The organism is Streptomyces griseoaurantiacus (assembly GCF_036189845.1).
Lineage (GTDB): Bacteria > Actinomycetota > Actinomycetes > Streptomycetales > Streptomycetaceae > Streptomyces > Streptomyces griseoaurantiacus.
This window is the reverse complement of record NZ_CP108326.1, coordinates 4130544-4145375: the sequence shown is the minus strand read 5'-3', so window position 1 is coordinate 4145375 and position 14832 is coordinate 4130544. Positions and strand designations below refer to the sequence as shown.

Below are 14832 nucleotides of genomic sequence, written 5' to 3'. Positions count from 1 at the left end.
TGCCGTGGCCCGCACGAAGGGAAGGCGCCGCGCAGGGCGCCCTCCCGTCACACCCTGGGCGTGTTGCGGGCGTGGACCAGACGGAGCCCGATCAGCGTCAGCCACGGCTCGTGGGCGTCGATCTCGGCGGCCTCGCCCAGGACCATCGGGGCGAGGCCCCCCGTCGCGATGACGGTCACGTCGTCCGGGTCCTCGGCCAGTTCGCGGGCCATGCGGCCCACGACGCCGTCGACCTGCCCGGCGAAGCCGAAGACGATGCCCGCCTGCATCGCCTCCACGGTGTTCTTGCCGATCACCGCCCGGGGCCGCGCCAGCTCGATCTTGCGGAGCTGCGCGCCGCGCACGCCCAGCGCCTCCACGGAGATCTCGATGCCGGGGGCGATCACGCCGCCCACGTACTCGCCGCGCGCGGACACCGCGTCGAACGTCGTCGCCGTGCCGAAGTCGACGACGATCGCCGGGCCGCCGTACAGCTCGACCGCCGCGACCGCGTTGACGATGCGGTCGGCGCCGACCTCCTTGGGGTTGTCCATGAGGATCGGCACGCCCGTCTTGACGCCCGGCTCGACGAGGACGGCGGGGACGTCGCCGTAGTACCGGCGGGTCACCTCGCGCAGCTCGTGCAGGACCGAGGGCACGGTGGCGCAGATGGCGATGCCGTCGATCCCGTCACCCAGTTCCTCACCGAGCAGCGGGTGCATGCCCATCAGGCCCTGCAGCAGGACGGCGAGTTCGTCCGCCGTCCGGCGCGCGTCCGTGGAGATGCGCCAGTGTTCGACGATCTCCTCGCCGTCGAACAGTCCGAGCACGGTGTGCGTGTTGCCCACGTCGATGGTCAGCAGCATGGCGTCGAAAACCTGTTCCCTTACTCCGCCGCTCGCAGGTCCAGGCCGATGTCGAGGATCGGCGAGGAGTGCGTGAGCGCGCCCACCGCCAGGAAGTCCACGCCGGTCTCCGCGTAGGCCTTGGCGTTGCCCAGGGTGAGCCGGCCGGAGGCCTCCAGGAGGGCGCGCCCCCGGACGATGCCGACCGCCTCGGCGCACTCCTCGGGGGTGAAGTTGTCCAGCAGGATGAGGTCGGCGCCCGCGTCCACGACCTCGCGGAGCTGGTGCAGGGTGTCGACCTCGACCTCGATGGGGACCTCGGGGAACGTCTCGCGCACGGCCCGGAAGGCCTGGGCGACGCCGCCCGCGGCGACCACGTGGTTGTCCTTCACCAGGGCCGCGTCCGACAGGGACATCCGGTGGTTGACGCCGCCGCCGCAGCGGACGGCGAACTTCTCCAGGGACCGCAGCCCCGGTGTGGTCTTACGGGTGTCGCGCACGCGGGTCTTCGTACCCTCCAGCGCGTCCGCCCACGCGCGCGTGGCGCTCGCGATGCCCGAGAGCCGGCACAGCAGGTTGAGCGCGCTGCGCTCGGCGGTCAGCAGGTCGCGGGTGCGGGTGGTGACGGTGAGCAGCTTCTGCCCGGCGCTCACCCGGTCGCCGTCCTCGACGTGCCGCTCCACCTCGAACTCGTCGGTGCAGACCACGGACAGGACGGCCTCGGCGACCCGCAGGCCGGCCACGACGCCGTCCTCGCGGGCGGTGAAGTCGCCGGTGGCGCGGTCGTCCTCGGGGATGGTCGCCACCGTGGTGACGTCCACGCCGCCGTCGAGGTCCTCCATGACGGCGAGGTGCGCGAGGTCCTCGACCTCGACGGGGTCGAGGCCCGCGTCGGTCAGGAGCTGGGCCAGCGCGGGGTCGAGCCCGCACTCGGCGTACTCGTGCTCGCCCTGCTCTCCGTGCGCGTCGTCCGCGCCGCAGGCGCAGCCGGCGCCGCAGCCGCCGCTTCCGGCGAGGGGCAGTTCGGAGGCACCGGCGGGGATGCCGGGGGTGTCGGGGGTGGCGCTCACGTCGGTCACTGCTCCTGGGGCTCGGGGGTCACGGGGCTTCCGGCGGCCCGGGCGGGGCCGAGGGTCGGCGGGAAGTCCGCGGTGTCGGTGGTGCGGACGGCGAGGGTCCGGCCGGGGGTCAGGGTGACGACGACATGGCGCCGCCAGGCGGTGTCGTCGCGTTCGGCGTGGTCCTCGCGCCAGTGGCAGCCGCGGGTCTCCTCGCGCAGCAGCGCGGCGGCGACCAGGGCGCGGGCCACGCACAGCAGGTTGGTGGCCTCCCAGGTGTCGACGCCGGGCTCGGCCGTCTTGCCGTGCTCCTCGAACGCGGTGAGGGCCTCGGTCCGCAGCCGTTCGAGCCGTTCGGCGGCCGTCCGCAGGGAGGCGGCGGAGCGCAGCACGCCCGCGCCCTCGGTCATGATCCGCTGGAGGGTGAGGCGGGCCTCGGGGGGCAGCAGCGGGTGTCCGGGGCGCGCGGACACCGGCGCGGGCACGCGCACGGGGAGCCCGCCCGTGTCCCCAGCCTCCCGGCCCGCCGCGATGTCGGCGGCGATCCGCTCGGCGTAGACGAGGCCTTCCAGGAGGGAGTTGGAGGCGAGCCGGTTGGCGCCGTGCACGCCGGTGCAGGCCACCTCGCCGCAGGCGTACAGGCCGGGCACGGTGGTCCGGCCGTGGCGGTCGGTGCGCACCCCGCCGGAGGCGTAGTGGGCGGCCGGGGCGACCGGGACCGGCTCGGTGACCGGGTCGATGCCGTGGGCGCGGCAGGCGGCGAGGATGGTGGGGAAGCGCCGCTCCCACATGTCGGCGCCGAAGTGCCGGGCGTCCAGGTACATGTGGTCGGCGCCCTGCTCCCGCATCCGCCGCGTGATGCCCTTGGCGACGATGTCCCGGGGCGCGAGCTCGGCCAGCTCGTGCTGGCCCACCATGAAACGCGTGCCCTGGGCGTCGACCAGGTGGGCGCCCTCGCCGCGCACCGCCTCGGAGACCAGCGGCTGCTGACCCTCGGCGCCCGCGCCGAGGAACAGCACGGTCGGGTGGAACTGGACGAACTCCAGGTCGGAGACCTCGGCGCCGGCCCGGAGCGCGAGGGCGACGCCGTCGCCCGTCGACACGGGCGGGTTGGTGGTGGCGGAGAAGACCTGGCCCATGCCGCCGGTGGCGAGGACGACCGCGGGCGCGTGGACGGCGCCGACTCCGTCGTGCTGGCCCTCCCCCATCACGTGCAGGGTGACGCCGGCGGTGCGGCCCTCCTCGTCGGTCAGCAGGTCCAGGACGAGCGCGTTCTCGACCGTGCGCAGCCCGCGGGCGCGCACCGCCTCGACCAGCGCCCGGGAGATCTCGGCCCCGGTCGCGTCGCCGCCCGCGTGCGCGATGCGGCGCCGGTGGTGGCCGCCCTCGCGGGTCAGCGCCAGGCCGCCGCGCTCGGACTCGTCGAAGTGCGCCCCGGTCCCGATCAGCCGCCGTACGGCGTCCGGACCCTCGGTGACGAGGATCCGTACCGCCTCCTCGTCGCACAGCCCGGCGCCGGCGACGAGGGTGTCGTCCAGGTGCTGCTCGGGGGTGTCGCCCTCGCCGAGGGCCGCGGCGATGCCGCCCTGCGCCCAGCGGGTGGAGCCGTCGTCGAGGCGGGCCTTGGTGACGACGACGGTGTCCAGGCCCGCCGCCTCGCAGCGCAGGGCCGCGGTCAGTCCGGCGACGCCGGAGCCGACGACCACGACGTCGGCGGTGAGGGCCCAGCCGGGGGCGGGGGCGTGCAGTCTTATGCCGGTGCCTGTGCTGCCGGCGCTGGTGCCTGTGCTGCTCACGAGGCGGCTCCGCGGTTGTCGGGGTCGGCGACCGCTTCGGGGGCGGGGGCCTGGAAGGTGAGGGGGAGGTTGTCGATCAGCCGGGTGGCGCCGACCCGGGCGGCGACGGCGAGGACGGCCTCGCCGGTGAAGTCGTCCGGCACCTCGGTGAAGTCGGCCGGGTCGACGAGGGCCAGGTAGTCCAGGACGAGCGGCGGGTCCGTACGGGCGGCCTCGTCCAGGACGGCGCGGGCGGCCGCGCGCACGGCGGCCGGCCCGCAGGGGGTGGCGCGGGCGACGGCGTGCGCGTCGGCGGCGGCCCGGGACTCGCCCAGGGCGTCGAGCGCCTGGGCGCGCGCCGGAGTGGCGGGCACCTCGCGCGCCCGCGCGCGCAGCGCCTCCTGGGCGGCGTGCCGGTCGCGGCCCGCGTACAGGGCGCGGGACAGCGCGAGCGCGGTGCGCCGCTCGGCGGCGGACAGGTAGCGGTTGCGGCTGGACAGCGCCAGCCCGTCCGCCTCGCGCACGGTGGGCACGCCGACGATGTCCACGCCGAAGTTCAGGTCGCGCACCATGCGGCGGATCAGGGCGAGCTGCTGGGCGTCCTTCTGCCCGTAGAACGCCACGTCGGGCCGGGTGAGGTGGAGCAGCTTGGCGACGACGGTGAGCATGCCGTCGAAGTGCCCGGGCCGGACGGCACCCTCGAGACGGCCGCCCATGGGGCCGGCGCTCAGCCGCACCTGGGGCTCGCCGCCGGGGTAGACCTCCTCGGCGGAGGGCGCGAACACGAGGTCCGCGCCGGCCGCCTCGGCGACCGCCAGGTCGGCCTCCAGGGTGCGCGGGTAGCGGTCGAGGTCCTCGCCCGCACCGAACTGCAGCGGGTTGACGAAGACGGTGACCACGACGAGTCCCTCGGCGCCGACGCGTGCGCGGGCCGCCCGGACGAGCGTGGCGTGACCCTCGTGGAGGGCGCCCATGGTCATCACGACGCCGGTGGTGCTGCCGGGGACCGCGCGCTCGGCACGTAGTCGGCTCAGATCGTGGACGGTCGGGGCCAGGGCGAGGCCCTGCCCGGCGGGCCGTCCGTCGCTGGTACGGGGGCTCACTGGGTGTCCCCCTTTCCGGGGTTGTCGGGGTTGTCAGGGCTCTCCGGGCTCTCCGGGCTCTCCGGGTTCTCCGGGTTCTCCGGGTTCTCCGGGTCGTGGGAGTCCGCGGGGCCGTCGGGCGTCGCTCCCGCGAGCACCCCGAGCAGGTCCTCCGCCAGTTCCGGCTTGAGCAGCCCGTGGGCCAGCGCCCGGTCGGCGGTGGTGCGCGCCATGGCGAGATAGCCCGGGACGGCCGCCGGGGCGTGCCGGCGCAGTTCGGCGACGTGTGCGGCCACCGTGCCCGCGTCCCCGCGCGCGACGGGACCGGTCAGGGCCGCGTCGCCGGAGCGCAGGGCGTTGTCGAGGGCCGCGCCGAGCAGGGGGCCGAGCATCCGGTCGGGTGCCGTGACCCCGGCCGTGCGCAGCAGCTCCATCGACTGGGCGACGAGGGTGACCAGGTGGTTGGCGCCCAGCGCGAGGGCCGCGTGGTACAGCGGGCGGCTGTCCTCGGCGATCCACTCGGGCTCGCCGCCCATCTCGATCACCAGCGCCTCGGCGGCCAGCCGCAGCTCCTCGGGCGCGGTGACGCCGAAGGAGCAGCCGGCCAGCCGCTGGACGTCCACCGGGGTGCCGGTGAAGGTCATCGCCGGGTGCAGGGCGAGCGGAAGCGCGCCGGCCCGCAGGGCGGGCTCCAGCACCTTCGTGCCGTAGCGGCCCGAGGTGTGCACGAGGAGCTGCCCCGGGCGGACGGCGCCGGTCTCGGCGAGGCCCGCCACCAGCGGGGGGAGCGCGTCGTCGGGCACGGTGAGCAGGACCAGCTCGGCGCGGCGCAGGACCTCCTCCGGGCCGACGAGGGGGACGCCGGGCAGCAGGGCCTCGGCGCGGCGGCGGGAGGCGTCGGAGACGCCGGACGCGGCCACCGGGCGGTGGCCGGCGAGCCCGAGGGAGGCGGCGAGGGCCGGGCCCACCCGGCCGGTGCCCACGACACCGACGGTGAGCCGGGCGGGGCGGTCCCGTGGGTCTGGCTGCTGGACTGTACTCACGCGAGGGTGACCTTCCCGTTCCAGTCCGCGAGGGGTACCGGACGATTTCTCGTCATGCTAACGCGATCCCCGGCCCCACGGGCCTCCCGCCCGGTGCCGCAGGGTCCCTCCGGTCCCTGCGGCACCGGCGGTGTCCACCTTGGGGAGTACGTGCCGGGCTCACGGATCGGCCCTCCGGTTGACTCCCGCATACCGTCCGGTTCCCTACGCTGGGTTACGTGCAGCGCCTCTACGACTTCCTCCGCCGGCACCCGACATGGGTCGACAGCTTCTGGGCCGTCGTTCTCTTCGGCCTGGCCGGTGTGAGCGTGGAGAGCACCAACAGGGCCCAAGGGCATCCGGGCGGTTACGCCCCGGCCCTCGGCCTGTCCGCCGTCCTGTGCCTCGTCGTCGCGCTGCGCCGGCGCATGCCGGAGCGGATGCTGCTGCTCGCCACGGCCGTCGGGCTGGTCCAGCTCGCGCTGGACGTCTCGCCGATGGCCTCGGACTTCGCGATGCTGGTGATCGTCTACACGGTGGCCGCGAACGGCGCCCGGTGGGCCTCCCGGTTCGCCCTGAGCGTCGGGCTGTGCGCCTCCGCCATCGGTGAGATCCGCTGGCCGGAGCCGCGCACGAGCGCGCTGGGGCACGTCGCCCTCGTCGTCTTCACGACCGTGCCGTTCGCCCTCGCATGGGTGCTGGGGGACTCGCTGCGCACCCGCCGCGCCTACTTCGCGCAACTGGAGGAGCGGGCCGCCCGGCTGGAGAAGGAGCGCGAGGCGCAGGCCAAGGTCGCGGTCGCCGCCGAGCGCGCCCGCATCGCCCGGGAGCTGCACGACGTCGTCGCGCACAACGTCTCCGTGATGGTCGTCCAGGCCGACGGCGCCGCCTACGTCCTGGACGCGGCGCCCGAGCAGGCCAAGGGCGCCCTGGAGACGATCTCCTCCACCGGCCGCCAGGCCCTCGCCGAGATGCGCCGCCTGCTGGGTGTGCTGCGCACCGGCGAGCACGTGGAGGGCGGCGAGTACGTGCCGCAGCCGGACGTCGAGCAGATAGGCGACCTGATAGAGCAGTGCTGCGCCTCCGGGCTGCCCGTCGACTTCAAGGTCGAGGGCACCCCGCGCCCGCTGCCCAGCGGCGTCGAGCTGACGGCGTACCGGATCGTGCAGGAGGCGCTCACCAACACGCGCAAGCACGCCGGCCCGAACACGGGCGCCAGCGTGCGCCTGGTCTACTTCGACGACGGTCTCGGACTGCTCATCGAGGACGACGGCAAGGGCGCCCCGCACGAGCTGTACGAGGAGGGCGGCTTCGACGGGCAGGGGCACGGACTGATCGGCATGCGGGAGCGGGTCGGTATGGTCGGCGGAACGCTGGACGCGGGCCCGCGCCCGGGCGGGGGGTTCCGCATCAGCGCCCTGCTGCCGCTCAAGCCCGCCCACTGACACGTGCACGTTTCGAGCCACGGCACCTTCGAGATCCCGCCAGACCGCCGCCGGCCACCGTCGGCCCGCCACCAGACCGCCACCAGACCGCCGTCAGGACAGGGGTGAGGACACCACCATGCCGATCCGCGTGATGCTCGTCGACGACCAGGAACTGCTGCGCACCGGCTTCCGCATGGTGCTCGCCGCGCAGCCGGACATGGAGGTCGTCGCGGAGGCGGGCGACGGCGTCGCGGCCCTGCAGGCACTGCGCGCCACCGCGGTCGACGTCGTCCTGATGGACGTCCGCATGCCGAAGCTGGACGGAGTGGAGGCCACCCGCCGGATCTGCGCCCAGCCCGATCCGCCGAAGGTCCTCATCCTCACCACCTTCGACCTGGACGAGTACGCCTTCTCCGGGCTGAAGGCGGGCGCCTCCGGGTTCATGCTCAAGGACGTCCCGCCGGGCGAGCTCCTCGCCGCGATCCGCTCCGTGCACAGCGGGGACGCGGTGGTGGCCCCCTCCACCACGCGCCGGCTCCTCGACCGCTTCGCGCCGATGCTGCCGGACACGAACCAGCGCCCCCGCCACGAGGGCCTGGAGCGGCTGACCGAGCGCGAGCGCGAGGTGATGGTGCTGGTCGCCCAGGGCCTGTCGAACGGCGAGATCGCGGCCCGGCTGGTGCTGTCGGAGGCCACGGTGAAGACGCACGTGGGCCGCATACTCACCAAGCTGGGCCTCCGGGACCGGGTACAGGTCGTGGTCCTCGCCTACGAGACGGGGCTGGTGCGCGCGGGCGGCAACGGCTGATCCCGCGGGGGCGGCCGCCGCGGCGGATCGGCCGAACCCGGCCGGTGCCCGGCGCCGTGGCACTAGGGTGCGCGCATGCTTCTGTGGATCAACGGGCCCTTCGGGGGCGGCAAGACACAGACCGCGTACGAGATACGGCGACGGCTGCCCGGCAGCGTCGTCTGCGATCCCGAGCACGCCGGTTTCGGGCTGCGCCGCGTGCTGCCGCCCGAACTGCGGGGCGACTTCCAGGACCTCGCCTCCTGGCGGCAAGGGGTCGTGGAGGTGCTCGACCTCGCGCTCACCGGGCACGAGGGCGTGGTGATCGTCCCCATGACGGTCACCGACCCGGGGTACTTCGCCGAGACCGTCGGCCGGCTGCGCGAACTCGGCCACGACGTCCGGCACTTCTCGCTCCTCGCCGAACGTGAGACCGTACTGCGGCGGCTGCGCGAGCGCGGCCCCGGCGCCCTGCTGGGGCGTGCCGCGGGCCGGCGGACCGGGCCGCGCCGGGAGAGCTGGGCGGTCCGGCAGCTCGACCACTGCCTCGAACGGCTGCGCGAGCCGGAGTTCGCCGAGCACCTGTGGACCGACCACTCGACGGTGCCGAAGACCGCCGACCGGATCGCCGTCCTGGCCGGGCTCACCCTCCGCCCGAACCGCGAGGGGCGGCTGCGCACCCGGGTGCGCCAGGCACGCGTCGGCCTGCGGCACATCCGCCTCGACTGAGCCGCTCCGGACCGGCCCGCCCCGGCACACCCGCCCCGCCCCCGCACGGCCCGCTCCGTACGGCCGCGTGCCCGCGCATAGCCTGTGCGGGTGGACAGGGAAGCGGCGCACGGCCGGCGCGAGTGGCGCGGATGGCGGGAGGCGGCCCAGGAGGCCCTGTACGGCCCGGAGGGCTTCTACCGGCGGCCCGAGGGCCCCGCGGGTCACTTCCGGACGTCCGTGCACGCCTCGCCGCTCTACGCGGCCGCCGTGGCCCGGCTGCTGGCCCGGGTCGACGCGGCCCTCGACCGGCCCGCCGAGCTGACCTTCGTCGACATGGCGGCCGGCCGCGGCGAACTGGCCGCCGGGGTGCTCGCCGCGCTCCCCGGCGCCCTGGCGGCCCGCACGCGTGTGCACGCCGTGGAGCTCGCCGGCCGGCCCGCCGGGCTCGACCCCCGGATCGCGTGGTCGGCCGAGCCCCCCGCCGGCGTCACGGGCCTGCTGTTCGCCAACGAGTGGCTCGACAACGTGCCCGTGGACGTGGCCGAGACCGACACGGCGGGCGTACGGCGCCGGGTCCTCGTACGGCGGGACGGCACCGAACGGCTCGGGGAGCCCGTCACCGGGGCGGAGGCGGACTGGCTGGAGCGGTGGTGGCCCTCGCCCCCGGAGCCGGCCCCGCACACGGGCACGGGCGACACGGGCCCCCACGCCGGCACCGGACCGGCCGGCACCGGGCTGCGGGCCGAGATCGGGCTGCCCCGGGACCTCGCCTGGGCCTCCGCCGCCGGCTCGCTCGCCCGGGGCCTGGCCGTCGCCGTCGACTACGCGCACACGAGGGAGGCCCGGCCGCCCTTCGGGACCCTCACCGGGTTCCGGGAGGGCCGTCAGACGCGCCCCGTGCCGGACGGGCGCCACGACCTCACCGCCCACGTGGCGCTGGACGCCTGCGCGGGCCCCGGCGCCCTGCTGCTGAGCCAGCGGGAGGCCCTGGGCGCCCTGGGAGTCACCGGAGCCCGGCCGCCGCTCGCCCTCGCCACCACCGACCCGGCGGCCTACGTACGGGCCCTTGCCTCGGCCGGGGAGGCCGCCGAGCTGACGGCGAGGGGCGGACTCGGCGACTTCGGGTGGCTGCTCCAGCCCGTCGGCCTCGCGGACGTGCCCCTGGCCGGATGAGACCGGGCGCCCCGCCCGCCCGGGTGTCCTGCCCACGGGTCCCGGCTACGGGTCCCGTCTACGGGTCCCGTCTACGGGTCCCGGCCACGGGTCCCGGCTACTTGTCGATGTCGCCGACCACGAAGAACATCGACCCCAGGATGGCCACCATGTCCGCGACCAGCGTGCCCGGCAGCAGTTCGGTGAGCGCCTGGATGTTGTTGTACGAGGCCGAGCGCAGCTTGAGCCGGTACGGCGTCTTGTCGCCCTTGCTGACCAGGTAGTAGCCGTTGATGCCGAGCGGGTTCTCGGTCCAGGCGTAGGTGTGGCCCTCGGGGGCCTTGAGCACCTTGGGCAGGCGCTGGTTGACCGGCCCCGGCGGCAGTTCGGCGAGCCGGTCCAGGCAGGCATCGGCGAGGTCGAGGGCGTTGTGCGTCTGCTCGAGGAGGCACTCGAAGCGGGCCAGGCAGTCGCCCTCCTCCCGGGTGACCACCTTCAGCACGTCCTGGAGTTCCCCGTAGGCCAGGTACGGCTCGTCGCGCCGCAGGTCGAAGTCGACCCCTGAGGCGCGCGCGATGGGCCCGCTGACCCCGTAGGCGTGCACCGCCCCGGGCGCCAGGACGCCGACCCCGCGGGTCCGGCCGCGGAAGATCTCGTTGCCGAGCACCAGGTCGTCGTAGACGTCCATGCGCGAGCGGACGGAGGCGACGGCGGCCCGCGCGCGCCCGGTCCAGCCCGCGGGCAGGTCCTCCTTGAGGCCGCCGACCCGGTTGAACATGTAGTGCAGGCGGCCGCCGGAGACCTCCTCCATCACGTGCTGGATCTCCTCGCGCTCACGGAACGCGTAGAACATCGGCGTGATGCCGCCGAGTTCCAGCGGGTACGAGCCGAGGAACATCAGATGGTTCAGCACCCGGTTCAGCTCCGCGAGGAGGGTGCGCAGCCACACGGCGCGGGCGGGGACCTCCATGCCGAGCATCCGCTCGACGGCGAGGACCACGCCCAGCTCGTTGGCGAAGGCCGACAGCCAGTCGTGGCGGTTGGCCAGCACGATGATCTGCCGGTAGTCGCGCGCCTCGAACAGCTTCTCCGCGCCCCGGTGCATGTAGCCGATCACCGGCTCGGCGGTGACGATCCGCTCGCCGTCCAGCACGAGCCGCAGCCGCAGCACGCCGTGCGTGGACGGGTGCTGGGGCCCGATGTTGAGCACCATGTCGGTGCTCTCCGCGGCGCCGCCGATACCGACCGTGGTCTCCGTCGTGGGAGTCATGGCGACAGTCTCTCGTACGTACGCTTGCGGCATGGAGCTGGGGAGCACCGCGGGCGGCACCGCGGCGGAGAACGACGGAGCCGGAGCCGAGGGCGGGGCCGGCGAGCGCGGCGCCGTCGGCGAAGGGGCGCCGGTGTGGCGGGCGCTGCCGCCCGGACTGCTGCGGGTACGGCGGCTGGTGCTCGCGCTGTGGCTGGTGCCGGCGGCCCTCGCCGCCGGGCTCCTGCCCGGGATGCTGGCCGGGCCCGGCTGGGCGCTCTTCGCGCTGCTGCCGCTCGCCGCGCTGGCCTGGGGCTGGGTGCTGCTCGGCCGCAACTGGCGCTCCTGGCGGTACGCCGAGCGCGCCGACGACCTGCTGATCAGCCGGGGCGTGCTGTGGCGCGAGGAGACCGTGGTGCCGTACGGCAGGATGCAGCTCGTGGAGGTCACCTCCGGACCCGTCGAGCGGCGGTTCGGGCTGGCGACCGTGCAACTCCACACGGCGGCCGCGGCGACGGACGCGACGATCCCGGGCCTCGTCCCGGCCGAGGCGGAACGTCTGCGCGACCACCTCACCCGGCTCGGCGAGGCCCGATCGGCGGGGCTGTGACGAGCGCGCGGGCGGGTTCCGCGCCGAAGGCGCACGACGGGGCGGGGCTCCGGCCCGGGGAGCGCCGGCTGCACCCCGTCACGCCCTTCCGGCGCGCCTGGGCGCCCCTCGCCGTCGTCTTCGGCTGGGCGGTGCACGATCCCGACCAGACGCAGCGCCAGCTCGACCGGCTGGCCACCACGACCCTGCTGCTCGCGCTCGCCGTCCTCGTCCCGGCGGCCGCCCTGTACGGCTTCCTGAGCTGGTGGTTCACCCATTTCTCGGTCACCGAGAGCGAACTGCGCATCCGCACCGGGCTGCTCTTCCGCCGCACCGCGCACATCCGGCTCGAACGACTGCAGGCGGTCGACGTCACCCAGCCGCTGCTCGCCCGGATCGCGGGCGTGGCCAAGCTGCGGCTGGACGTCATAGGGGTCGACAAGAAGGACGAGCTGGCCTACCTGGGCCAGTCCGAGGCCCGCGCGCTGCGCGCCGAACTCCTCGCCCGCGCCGCCGGGTTCGCTCCCGAGACCGCCCACGAGGTGGGCGAGGCCCCGTCCCGGGGGCTGCTGCGGGTGCCGCCCGGCATGCTCGCCGTGTCGCTCGCGCTGACCGCCGCCACCTGGGTCACCCTGCTCGCCGCACTGGTCGTGCCGGCCCTGCTCTGGCTCGCCACCCACAACCTGTGGACGGTGCTGGCGACCGCGCTGCCGCTGCTCGGCGCGGCCGGCGCGCGCAGCGTGGGCCGCTTCGCCGCCGAGTACGACTGGACGGTCGGCGAGTCGCCCGACGGCCTCCGCATCGACCGCGGGCTGCTCGACCGCGCACACGAGACGGTGCCGCCGGGACGGGTGCAGACGGTGCGGATCGTGCAACCGGTGCTGTGGCGGCGGCGCGACTGGGTGCGGGTGCAGCTGGAGGTCGCCGGCTCCTCCAACTCGGTGCTGGTGCCGGTCGCCCCGCGCGCGCTCGCCGAGGCGGTGGTGACACGGATACTGCCCGGGGTCACCGTGCCGGCCGCGCTGTCGCGCCCACCGCGCCGGGCGGGCCGCTGCCTGCCGCTGTGGTGGCGCGGCCACGGGCTCGCGGTGACGGAGACGGTGTTCGCCGCCCGGCACGGGCTGCTGGGCCGCCGGCTCGCCCTGGTCCCGCACGCGAAGGTGCAGAGCGTGCGGCTGACGCAGGGGCCGTGGGCCCGGCTGCACGGGCTCGCCTCGGTGCACGTGGACAACGGCGCCGGCGGGACCGTCTCGGCCCGGCTGCGGGACGCGGACGAGGCCGCGGAGCTGCTGCGCGCCCAGGCGGACCGTTCCCGCACCGGACGCCGGGCCGCGCCACCGGACCGCTGGATGGCGTGAGAACCCCCGGCCCCGGGGGGACGGCCGGTGCGCCCTGTACCGCACGGGACGGCCGGTGGCCTACCGCCTCACGGAACGGCCCGTGCCCTACCGCCTCACGCGACGCCCGGAGGCCTACCGCCTTGCGCGAACGGCCGGTGCCCTACCGCCTCACGGCACGCCCGGTGGCCTACGAGGCGGCCGTGCGCAGTCCCTCGATGTCGATCTGCTCGGTCTCGTCGTGCGCCGTCAGGTCGATGACCTGGCCGGCCCGCGCCTCGGGACCGGCCGGCTTGAACCCGGACTCGGCCTCCGCCTTGTGCAGCGCGAGCGCCTCCTGCCCGACGACGTCCGCGAGGTCCTCGTTCTGCACGGAGTCCGCCGTGCGCTCGGGGGCCGTCTTCTGGGTGCCGAAGAAGTCGAAGCCGCCCTGCACCGAGGGGCGCCGGGGCGCCTCGGTCGGGACGACGGCGACCGCGGTCGGCACGGTGAAGTGGCCGGGCCCGGTGGGCCGGGTCAGCGGAGCGGCGGCCGCCGGGGCGGGGGCCGCGGAGTCGGTCGGCCCGTGGGCGGCGGTGTCCTGCGCGGGAGCCTCGGCGGCCTCCGTGGCCGCGGCGGCGTCCTCGGCGGACCGCTGCCGGGGAGCGCGGGCCGGCGGGGTGGGCGGGGTCGGCGGGTCCTCGGGGGCGTCGGCGTCGGTGGCCCGCTCCACGGGGGCGTCACCGCGCGCGGCTTCGGCGGAACCCGCGGCCTGCGCGGTGACCCCGGCGTCCCGGGACGGCTCGGTGTCCTCGGCGGAGGCGCCGGAGGCACCGGAGGCGGCCTCGGTCACGGCCTCGGTTTCGGCGGTCTCGGCAGAGGCGTCCGGGGCCGCGTCCTCGGGGGCCTCGGGGACCTCGGTGCCCTCGGTGGTCTTCTCGCCGGCCCCGGCGCGCGCGAGGCGCTCCAGGGCGGAGTTGGCCAGCCGGAAGAGCGTGTCACCGGACGGGGAGAACGCCTTCGGCGCCTTCGGCGCCTCCGCATCCGGCATGCCGGCCGCACCCGCGGCCTCGGTCCTGGTGGCGTCCTCGGCCGAGGCGGCCGCCTCGCGCACGGGCGCGTCCGTGTCCCCGGCCGCCGTGGTCTCCGCGGGCTCCGCGGGCTCCGCGGGCTCTGGGGCCGCCTCGATCTCCAGCAGGCGGCGTCCCTCCAGGGCGCTCGCGCGCTCCGTCTCCGCCGTGGCGTACCGGCGCAGCAGCGCGGCGTGCTCGTTGCGCAGCCGGGCCAGCTCCGTGCGCTTGGCGCGCAGCTTGTGCTCCAGCTTCTGGCGCAGCTCGCGCGATTCCTCGAGGTCGGTCTCGAGTTCCGCGACCCGCTCCTCGTGCCGCCACTCGTCGCTCGCCCGCGCGCGCGTGAGGTCGGCGACGCGCTTTCCGGCCGCGACGTCCCAGCGGCGCATGACGAACGTGCCGACGCCCGTCGTCACCGCGGCACCCGCGGCGAGCGCGCGGAGCAGCACGGCGTCCGTGAACAACCAGGGCCCCACGGCGCAGACGACCGAGACGCCTGCGATCACCGAGGGGGGCAACAGCCGGTGCAGGGGCGGGGAATGACGGTGACGACCACGTGGCATGGCCAGAAACTTACCGCGCGTAGGCGAATGATGGTGCCCCGCGCGGTAAAAACACGGCCACACCGAAACCTTCTCGATGCATCAGCCGTCCCAGGAGTGCGGGCCGGAAGTGCGGACGCGGTGCACGCGGGTTCCGACATCCCCCTTTCAAGATCATTTCCGCGGCTGTCCGAGAACGGTCCACGAGAGGAATTCCCACCCTTCGCA

13 protein-coding genes are annotated in these 14832 nt (G+C 75.5%); 6 read left to right on the top strand and 7 right to left on the bottom strand.

The window, feature by feature from the left end; translation table 11 throughout:
• Window positions 1-47 precede the first annotated feature (47 nt).
• The 5 genes from OHB09_RS18470 to OHB09_RS18450 all read right to left on the bottom strand — a co-directional run bounded on the left by OHB09_RS18470 (window position 48) and on the right by OHB09_RS18450 (window position 5782).
• Window positions 48-845 carry a type III pantothenate kinase gene (locus tag OHB09_RS18470; protein WP_006142101.1) on the bottom strand — a complete coding sequence of 266 codons (798 nt, stop codon included), beginning with the start codon at window positions 843-845 and terminating at the stop codon, window positions 48-50.
• A gap of 20 nt (window positions 846-865) precedes the next feature.
• Window positions 866-1903 (bottom strand): carboxylating nicotinate-nucleotide diphosphorylase, encoded by a 1038-nt coding sequence (nadC, locus tag OHB09_RS18465; protein ID WP_234528853.1) that lies wholly within the window; start codon window positions 1901-1903, stop codon window positions 866-868.
• Entirely contained in the window at window positions 1900-3678 is a 1779-nt protein-coding gene (locus OHB09_RS18460; protein ID WP_006142099.1) for an L-aspartate oxidase, read from the bottom strand. The genes nadC and OHB09_RS18460 overlap by 4 nt, the downstream gene beginning before the upstream one ends.
• Window positions 3675-4691, bottom strand: a complete 1017-nt coding sequence (gene panC, locus OHB09_RS18455) for a pantoate--beta-alanine ligase (RefSeq protein ID WP_319352071.1) — start codon at window positions 4689-4691, stop codon at window positions 3675-3677. Before panC ends, OHB09_RS18460 begins: the two co-directional genes overlap by 4 nt.
• Window positions 4692-4756: 65 nt before the next feature.
• On the bottom strand, window positions 4757-5782 hold the full coding sequence (locus OHB09_RS18450) for a Rossmann-like and DUF2520 domain-containing protein (protein ID WP_328728784.1): 1026 nt from the start codon (window positions 5780-5782) through the stop codon (window positions 4757-4759).
• Window positions 5783-6000: 218 nt separating this feature from the next.
• On the opposite strand from OHB09_RS18450, the gene OHB09_RS18445 reads away from it, so the two are divergent.
• The 4 genes from OHB09_RS18445 to OHB09_RS18430 all read left to right on the top strand — a co-directional run bounded on the left by OHB09_RS18445 (window position 6001) and on the right by OHB09_RS18430 (window position 9859).
• Window positions 6001-7206, top strand: coding sequence for a sensor histidine kinase (locus OHB09_RS18445; RefSeq protein WP_006142096.1), 1206 nt, complete (start codon window positions 6001-6003; stop codon window positions 7204-7206).
• 118 nt (window positions 7207-7324) lie between these two features.
• Window positions 7325-7996, top strand: a complete 672-nt coding sequence (locus OHB09_RS18440; RefSeq protein ID WP_006142095.1) for a response regulator transcription factor — start codon at window positions 7325-7327, stop codon at window positions 7994-7996.
• 75 nt (window positions 7997-8071) lie between these two features.
• A complete protein-coding gene (locus OHB09_RS18435; protein WP_006142094.1) occupies window positions 8072-8704 on the top strand; it encodes an AAA family ATPase in 633 nt (210 codons plus the stop codon).
• A 90-nt stretch (window positions 8705-8794) separates the two neighbouring features.
• The gene (locus tag OHB09_RS18430) at window positions 8795-9859 is read left to right on the top strand and encodes an SAM-dependent methyltransferase (RefSeq protein WP_093597049.1); all 1065 of its coding nucleotides are present in this window, start codon (window positions 8795-8797) and stop codon (window positions 9857-9859) included.
• 97 nt (window positions 9860-9956) lie between these two features.
• On the opposite strand, the gene OHB09_RS18425 is transcribed toward OHB09_RS18430, so the two are convergent.
• A complete protein-coding gene (locus OHB09_RS18425) occupies window positions 9957-11108 on the bottom strand; it encodes an NADH-quinone oxidoreductase subunit D (RefSeq protein ID WP_040896165.1) in 1152 nt (383 codons plus the stop codon).
• Window positions 11109-11139: 31 nt separating this feature from the next.
• Between OHB09_RS18425 and OHB09_RS18420 the strand changes: the two genes are divergently transcribed.
• The gene (locus tag OHB09_RS18420) at window positions 11140-11697 is read left to right on the top strand and encodes a PH domain-containing protein (protein WP_093597043.1); all 558 of its coding nucleotides are present in this window, start codon (window positions 11140-11142) and stop codon (window positions 11695-11697) included.
• Window positions 11694-13034, top strand: a complete 1341-nt coding sequence (locus OHB09_RS18415; protein ID WP_006142090.1) for a PH domain-containing protein — start codon at window positions 11694-11696, stop codon at window positions 13032-13034. Before OHB09_RS18420 ends, OHB09_RS18415 begins: the two co-directional genes overlap by 4 nt.
• Window positions 13035-13203: 169 nt before the next feature.
• On the opposite strand, the gene OHB09_RS18410 is transcribed toward OHB09_RS18415, so the two are convergent.
• Window positions 13204-14625 (bottom strand): hypothetical protein, encoded by a 1422-nt coding sequence (locus OHB09_RS18410; protein WP_328922264.1) that lies wholly within the window; start codon window positions 14623-14625, stop codon window positions 13204-13206.
• Window positions 14626-14832 lie beyond the last annotated feature (207 nt).

Bases quoted from the DNA above. Each gene is read 5' to 3' on its own strand.
- OHB09_RS18425 (WP_040896165.1), bottom strand. From the start codon at position 11,108: ATGACTCCCACGACGGAGACCACGGTCGGTATCGGCGGCGCCGCGGAG.
- OHB09_RS18420 (WP_093597043.1), top strand. From the start codon at position 11,140: ATGGAGCTGGGGAGCACCGCGGGCGGCACCGCGGCGGAGAACGACGGA.
- OHB09_RS18410 (WP_328922264.1), bottom strand. From the start codon at position 14,625: ATGCCACGTGGTCGTCACCGTCATTCCCCGCCCCTGCACCGGCTGTTG.
- OHB09_RS18435 (WP_006142094.1), top strand. From the start codon at position 8,072: ATGCTTCTGTGGATCAACGGGCCCTTCGGGGGCGGCAAGACACAGACC.
- OHB09_RS18470 (WP_006142101.1), bottom strand. From the start codon at position 845: ATGCTGCTGACCATCGACGTGGGCAACACGCACACCGTGCTCGGACTG.
- OHB09_RS18440 (WP_006142095.1), top strand. From the start codon at position 7,325: ATGCCGATCCGCGTGATGCTCGTCGACGACCAGGAACTGCTGCGCACC.